The sequence below is a fragment of the Actinotalea sp. JY-7885 genome, from assembly GCF_014525465.1.
Taxonomy (GTDB): Bacteria; Actinomycetota; Actinomycetes; order Actinomycetales; family Cellulomonadaceae; genus Actinotalea.
In genome coordinates, this window is record NZ_JACEXH010000172.1 from 1 (window position 1) to 6,617 (window position 6,617).

The window sequence follows — 6,617 nt, forward strand, 5'->3', positions numbered from 1 at the left end:
GCGTCGGTGCCCTCGTCCGCGCGGAGCGCCGCCGCGGCCGCGGCCTCGGCCTCCCCGGCCGCCACGAGCGCCGCGACCCGGCGGGTCTCGCCGCGTCGCGCCTGGAGGGTGTAGAGCACCGGGACCACGATGAGGGTCAGCAGCGTCGAGGACAGCAGGCCGCCGATGACCACGAGGGCCAGCGGGCGCGAGATGAACGCGCCGCCGCCCGTGATGCCCAGCGCCATCGGGACGAGCGCGAAGATCGTCGCGGCGGCCGTCATGACGATCGGCCGCAGCCGCTTGCGCGCGCCCTCGGTGACCGCGTCGGCCAGGCTGCGCCCGCGCTCGCGGTACTGGTTGATGAGGTCGATGAGCACGATCGCGTTCGACACCACGACGCCGACCAGCATGAGCATGCCGATCAGGGCCGGGACGCCGAGCGGCGTGTCCGTGACCAGCAGCGCGATGAGCGCGCCGGTCGCGGCGAACGGCACCGACACCAGCAGGATGAGCGGCTGCACGAGGCTGTTGAACGTCGCCACCATGACGATGAAGACGATGGCGATCGCGAGCACCAGCGCGAGCCCGAGGTCCGCGAACGCGTCCTCCTGGTCCGCCGCGACGCCCCCGAGCGTCACGCTCGCACCGGCCGGCAGGTCGAGGTCCGCGACGGCCTCGTCGAGCGCCGTGGAGAGCGTGCCGATGTCCTGCCCCTCGGGCGTGACGGCGACGGTGGCGCTGCGCTCGCCGTCGACCCGGGTGATCGCCGACGGCACCTCGACGACCTCGACCTGCGCGACCTGGCCGAGCGTGGTCATGCCCTGCGCACCGGTCAGGGGCAGCAGCGAGAGCTGCTCGACCGTCGTGGCCGGTGTGCCCAGCTCAGCACGCACCGAGACGGGACCGTCCCCCAGGTCCACGGTCCCCACCGGGATCGGGTTCATGGCGCCGGCGACGGCCTGCGCCACCTGGCTCTCGGTCAGTCCGGCGCGCGCCGCCGCGTCCCGGTCGATCGTCACGTCGACGATCTCCTGGTCGCTGCCGAGGTTGCTCGTCGCGGCCAGCACGCCGTCGACGTCGGCCGCCGCCTCCTGCACGAGCTCGGCGGCCTCGGTGAGCGCCTCGAGGTCCTCCGCGGTGACGACGAGGTCGACGGTCGAGCTGCCGAAGGCCGCCTCGCCCCCCGAGACGGAGACGTCCGTCGTCCGCTCGCCACCGAGCCCGTCCACGGCCTGGCGGACCGACTCCTGGGCGGCCACGCCGTCGACGTCGGGGTCGAGCGTGACGGCGAAGGACGCGGAGAGCCCGCCGCCACCGCCGAAGACCGCGGCCAGGCCGCCACCGCCGACGGTCGTCTGGACCGTCTCGACCTCGTCGAGCGCGCCGAGAGCCTCCTCGATCTCGCGCGCCGCCTCGTCCTGCGCCTCGAGCGAGGTGCCCGGCGAGAACTCCTGCGTGACGGTGACGGTGTCCTGGCCGGTGTCGCCGAGCAGGTTCGTCTCCAGGCGCGGGACCAGCGCCAGCGTGCCGGCGAGCACGACGACGGCGACGCCGAGCGTGACCCACGGGTGGCGCAGCGACGCCGCGAGCGTCGGCACGTACGCGCGCTGCCACAGTCCGCGCCGCTCCTTGGCCTCGGCCTCCTCGCGCGCCCGGTCCAGGGCCGCGCCGTCGACCGAGCGGGGGGCACGGATGAACCAGTACGCGAGGACCGGCACGATCGTGAGCGCGACGAACAGCGAGGCGCCCATCGCGATCGCGACGGTCATCGCGAACGGCCGGAACAGCTCGCCGACCATGCCGCCGACCAGCCCGATCGGCACGAACACCGCGACGGTCGCGACGGTCGACGCGGTGATCGCACCGCCGACCTCGCGCACCGCCGTGAGGATGGCCGACGTCTTCGCCTCGCCGTACGACAGGTGCCGCTTGATGTTCTCGATGACGACGATGGAGTCGTCGACGACGCGGCCGATCGAGATCGTCAGCGCGGCCAGCGTGAGCAGGTTGAGCGTGTACCCCGTGACGCGCATGACGGTGAACGCCACGAGCAGCGAGAGCGGGATGGAGACGGCCGAGACCAGCGTCGATCGCAGCGACGCGAGGAACAGCAGGATGACGACGACGGCGAACACGAGCCCGAGCAGGCCCTCCGTCGCCAGGCCCTCGATGGACTCCTCGATGAACGGGGCCTGGTCGAAGACCACGCTCACGCGCACGTCGTCCTGCTCCAGGACCTCCCGCACCTCGGCGATCGCGTCCTGCACCGCGTGGGAGACGTCCACGGTGTTGCCCGCAGGCGTCTTGGTGATGGCGACGGCGAGCGCGGGGTCCCCGTCGAGCCGGGAGAACGACGTCGCCGCCTCGACGCCGTCGACCACCTCGGCGACCTGGGACAGCGCGACGACCCCGCCGGTCGCCGTCGTGAGCGGCAGCGCCGCGAGCTCCTCGACGCTCGCGAGCGGGGTGCCCACCTCGACGGAGAAGGTCTGGTCGCCGTCCGAGACGGTGCCGGCGGGCAGCGTGACGCCGTTGGCATCGAGCACGCCGAGGACCGCGTCGGGGGTCACGCCCAGCGCGAGCATCGCCGGGACGTCGACGTCGAGCGTGATCTCCTGCGCGGCGACGCCCGTGACGTCGACCGAGCGCACGTCGTCGATCTCCTCCAGGCGCGGCACGAGCACGCCCTCGACCGCCGCCGCGAGCGCCGCGTCGTCGGCGCCGCCGGCGACCGCGAGCTGCACCACGGGCAGGTCGTCCACCGACCCCGTGACCACCTGCGGCTCGACGTCGGCCGGCAGCCCGCTGCGCGTGCCGGTGACCGCGCTCGTCAGCTGCTGCGCCGCCAGGTCCATGTCGGTGCCGTACTCGAACATCACCGTCGTGACGGACAGCGCGGTGGAGGACGTCGAGGAGATCTCCTCGACCCCCCGCACGCCCCGCGCCGCGAGCTCGACCGGCTCGGTCACCTGCTCCTCGACGACGTCGGGCGACGAGCCCGGGTACACCGCGAGGACGACGGCCGCCGGCACCTGCACCGACGGGATGAGCTCCTGCTTGAGGGCGCCGAGGCTGACGACCCCCAGGACGGTGACGGCCACGGTGATGAGCGCGGTGACGGCGCGCATGCGCAGGGAGAGCCGGGCAAGACGGTGCACAGGGGGTCCTCGGGACGAGCCGGTGGGGGGCGACCGCGTCATCGCGGGTGCTCAGCCTACGTTCGCGCGCGGGCCTGCCGCGCAGGTCGTAGAGGCCCGGATGAAAGTCATCCGTGGGTAGGACGGCCCCGCCTCCGGGCCCGCCCTAGTGTTCCCAGCGTGACGACACGGAGTGCCTCCCCCGCCCGCATCACCCACTTCTCGGAGTCGGTCTACACCGTGCAGGGGCACGGGGTGCACACCGCCTTCACCGACCTCGTCGCGGCACAGCGGCGCCTCGGGCACGACGTCGTCGTGAACGAGCGCGGGCGCGACGACGTCCTGCACGTCCACACCGTCGGCCCCACCAGCCTGCGCCGCATGCTCGTCCACCGCGGGCTGCGCGTGGTCTCGGCGCACGTCACCCCCGGCTCGCTGCGCGGCAGCCTCAACGGGGTCGGCCTCTACGGCGGCGTCTTCACCGCCTACCTGCGGGCCTTCTACAACCACGCCGACGTCGTCATCGCGGTGAGCGACGGCGCCGCCGCCGAGGTCCGCGACATGGGGGTGCGCACCCCGGTGGTCGTCGTGCCGAACGCCGTGGTGTCCGAGACCTTCCGGCCCACCCCGCAGGGCCGCGCCGACGCCCGCGCCGCGCTCGGCGTCGCCGACGGCGAGTTCGTGGTCCTCGGCGTGGGCCAGCTCCAGCCGCGCAAGGGCATCGAGGAGTTCGTCGAGTGCGCCCGCCGGATGCCCGACGCACGGTTCGTGTGGCTCGGCGACTGCCTCTTCGGCGCCATGTCCGACGGGCGGTCGCGGATGCGCCGGGCGGTGGCCGACGCGCCGGCGAACATGGACTTCCCCGGGCGGAAGTCCCGCGAGGAGGTCGCGCGCTACTGCTGGGCGGCCGACACCTTCCTGTTCCCCTCGCACCACGAGACGTTCGGCATGGCGCCCGTCGAGGCGGCCTTCGCCGGCCTGCCCCTCGTCCTGAGCGACCTGCCGGTGTTCGAGGGCGTCTTCGGCCGCGACCACGACGCCTATCTCTCGGCGGGGTCGGTGGACGGCTACGTGGCCCACCTCACCGCGCTGCGCGACCACCCCGCCCTGCGGCGGGCGGCCGGCAGCCGCGCCGCGGCCGCCGTCACGCGGTACGACGGCGACCACGTCGCCGCCCGGGTCGTGGACCTGTACGGGCACTGGACCGAGCACTCCTCGCGCCGCCCGGTCGCGGCGCGCCAGCTCCAGCCCGTGGGCTGAGCACCCGTCGTCACGCGGCCCCGGTGGAACAGGCGGGCGCGCCGCACGGTTGACTGGGGCGATGCGCTGCGACTACCACGACACCACGCTGTGCCGCTCGTGCACGCTGCTGGACCGGTCGTACGAGGACCAGCTCGCGGGCAAGGAGGCGCACTGCCGCCGGCTGCTCGCCCCCTACGTCGGGACGGGCACGGCGTGGCTGCCGCCCGCGCGCAGCCCGGAGCAGGGCTTCCGCAACAAGGCGAAGATGGTCGTGGGCGCGACCGCTGACGAGCCGACCGTCGGCATCCTCGACGCCGCCGGGCGCGGCGTCGACCTGCGCGAGTGCGGCCTGCACACGGCCGGCATCCGCGCCGCGCTCCCCCACCTCGCGGCGTTCGTCACGCTCGCCGGGCTCGTGCCCTACGACATCGCCGCACGCCGCGGTGAGCTCAAGCACGTCCTGGTGACGGAGTCCCCGGACGGCGAGCTCATGGTGCGCTTCGTGCTGCGCTCGCAGGAGCCGGTCGCGCGCCTGCGCAAGCACCTGCCGGCGCTGCTGTCCGTCGTCCCAGCGCTCCGCGTGGCGTCGGTGAACCTCCAGCCCGAGCACAAGGCCGTGCTCGAGGGCGAGCGGGAGATCCTCCTCACCCCGGAGTCCGCCCTGACGATGCGCCTCGACGTGGCCGGCGGCGGGGTCCCGCTGCACGTGCGACCGCAGAGCTTCTTCCAGACCAACACGCCCGTCGCGGCCGCCGTCTACGGGCAGGCGCGCGCGTGGGTGACCGAGCTCGACCCGCGGACGATGTGGGACCTGTACTGCGGCGTCGGCGGGTTCGCCCTGCACTGCGCGGACGGCACGCGCGACGTCGTCGGCATCGAGACCAGCGTCGAGGCGGTCGCCAGCGCGCGGCTGAGCCGGGACGAGGCCGGCCTGGCGGGGGTCCGGTTCGAGGCGGGCGACGCGACGGCGTTCGCCCTGTCCGCGCGCGACGTACCGGACCTCGTGGTGGTCAACCCGCCGCGGCGCGGGGTGGGGCCGGACCTCGCGGGCTGGCTCGAGGCCTCAGGGGTGGCGCACGTCCTGTACTCGAGCTGCAACGCGGTGACGCTCGCCAAGGACCTGGAGGCGATGCCGTCCCTGCGCCCGCAGCGCGTCCGCCTGCTCGACATGTTCCCGCAGACGTCGCACTACGAGGTCATGACCCTCCTGGCCCGTCGCTGAGGCCGGCCGTGCCGAGGCTGGTCTCGAGGAAGTCGGCCGCGCGGTCCTGCGCCTCCGCGGTGAACGCGTGCGGGCCCGGGAGCACCGCCTCGTCGTAGCGGCCCGGGGCCCCCGTGAACCGCGTGCGGAGCTCGTCGTGGGCGGCGCGGACGCCGTCGGGCGGGAAGAGGGCGTCGTCGGCGAAGGACAGCACGAGCAGGTCGTGCGCGAGACGCCCGGCCGCCAGGTCCGGCAGGCCGTACCGGCCCAGCAGGCCGGGCGTGGTCAGCAGCCACGAGTGGGCGTCCGCGTACGCGGGCAGCAGCGCCTGCGTCGTCGTCATCATGGCCACGACGACGGCCGCCCTCAGGTCCGGGTCGAGGGAGGCGAGCGCCGCGGCGCGCCCGCCGCCACCGGAGAACCCGACGGCGCCCGTGCGCGCCGGGTCGAGCCCGGGCAGGGCGCGGAGGACCGCGAGCGCCACGAGGTCGTCGTGCGCGACCACGCCCGCGAACGAGGTCCCGAGGGTCCCCGCGGTCTTGGCCACGACGTGCTCGTGCGCCGCCGCCGCGGCGTCGTAGCGCTGCTCGTCGTCCGGGACGACGCCGTCGGCCGCCCAGGCCAGCTCGGCGCCCCGCACCGGGCCGCGCAGGCTCACGGGCAGCGGGTCCAGGTCGAAGCGGCGCGACCCCCACGCGAAGGTGTCGTGCGCGAGCACGACGGCACCGCGGCGGGCGAGGTCCTGCGCGAGCGCGCGGCCGTCGTACAGGTCCCGGCGCAGCCGCTCGGCCGCCGCCGAGGGTGTCGGGGTGCGCACGAGGCGCTCCGCTCCGATCGCCTTGACGCCCGCGTGGCAGTGGAGCACCAGCACACCCGGGCGGGGCGCGTCGGACGCGTCCTGCGGCCGCACGACCCACGCCGCCGTCGGCGGGCCGAAGCCGACCCACCACTCGACGCGCTCCGTCGTGACGCCGTCCGCCGTCCACGAGTCGACGACCCGCGGCCGGGGGGTGGCGCGCGGCGCGGGCACGCCGAGCGCCGCCGCGACGTCGCCG

4 protein-coding genes are annotated in these 6,617 nt (G+C 74.9%); 2 read left to right on the forward strand and 2 right to left on the reverse strand.

Features of this window, described 5'->3' with window-relative positions:
* On the reverse strand, positions 1-3,140 hold a 3,140-nt coding region (locus IDM29_RS13600; protein WP_188037642.1), incomplete at its 3' end, for an efflux RND transporter permease subunit.
* A 159-nt stretch (positions 3,141-3,299) separates the two neighbouring features.
* Between IDM29_RS13600 and IDM29_RS13605 the strand changes: the two genes are divergently transcribed.
* Together IDM29_RS13605 and rlmC are read left to right on the forward strand one after the other, a co-directional pair.
* Positions 3,300-4,379: a glycosyltransferase family 4 protein gene (locus IDM29_RS13605; protein WP_182113404.1), complete on the forward strand. Its 1,080-nt coding sequence runs from the start codon at positions 3,300-3,302 to the stop codon at positions 4,377-4,379.
* Between the two features lie 61 nt (positions 4,380-4,440).
* Positions 4,441-5,583 (forward strand): 23S rRNA (uracil(747)-C(5))-methyltransferase RlmC, encoded by a 1,143-nt coding sequence (gene rlmC / locus IDM29_RS13610; protein ID WP_182113403.1) that lies wholly within the window; start codon positions 4,441-4,443, stop codon positions 5,581-5,583.
* On the opposite strand, the gene IDM29_RS13615 is transcribed toward rlmC, so the two are convergent.
* A partial coding sequence (locus tag IDM29_RS13615) for an acetylesterase (RefSeq protein WP_188037643.1) occupies positions 5,558-6,617 on the reverse strand: 1,060 nt, incomplete at its 5' end. The genes rlmC and IDM29_RS13615 overlap by 26 nt on opposite strands.

Bases quoted from the DNA above. Each gene is read 5' to 3' on its own strand.
- rlmC (WP_182113403.1), top strand. From the start codon at position 4,441: ATGCGCTGCGACTACCACGACACCACGCTGTGCCGCTCGTGCACGCTG.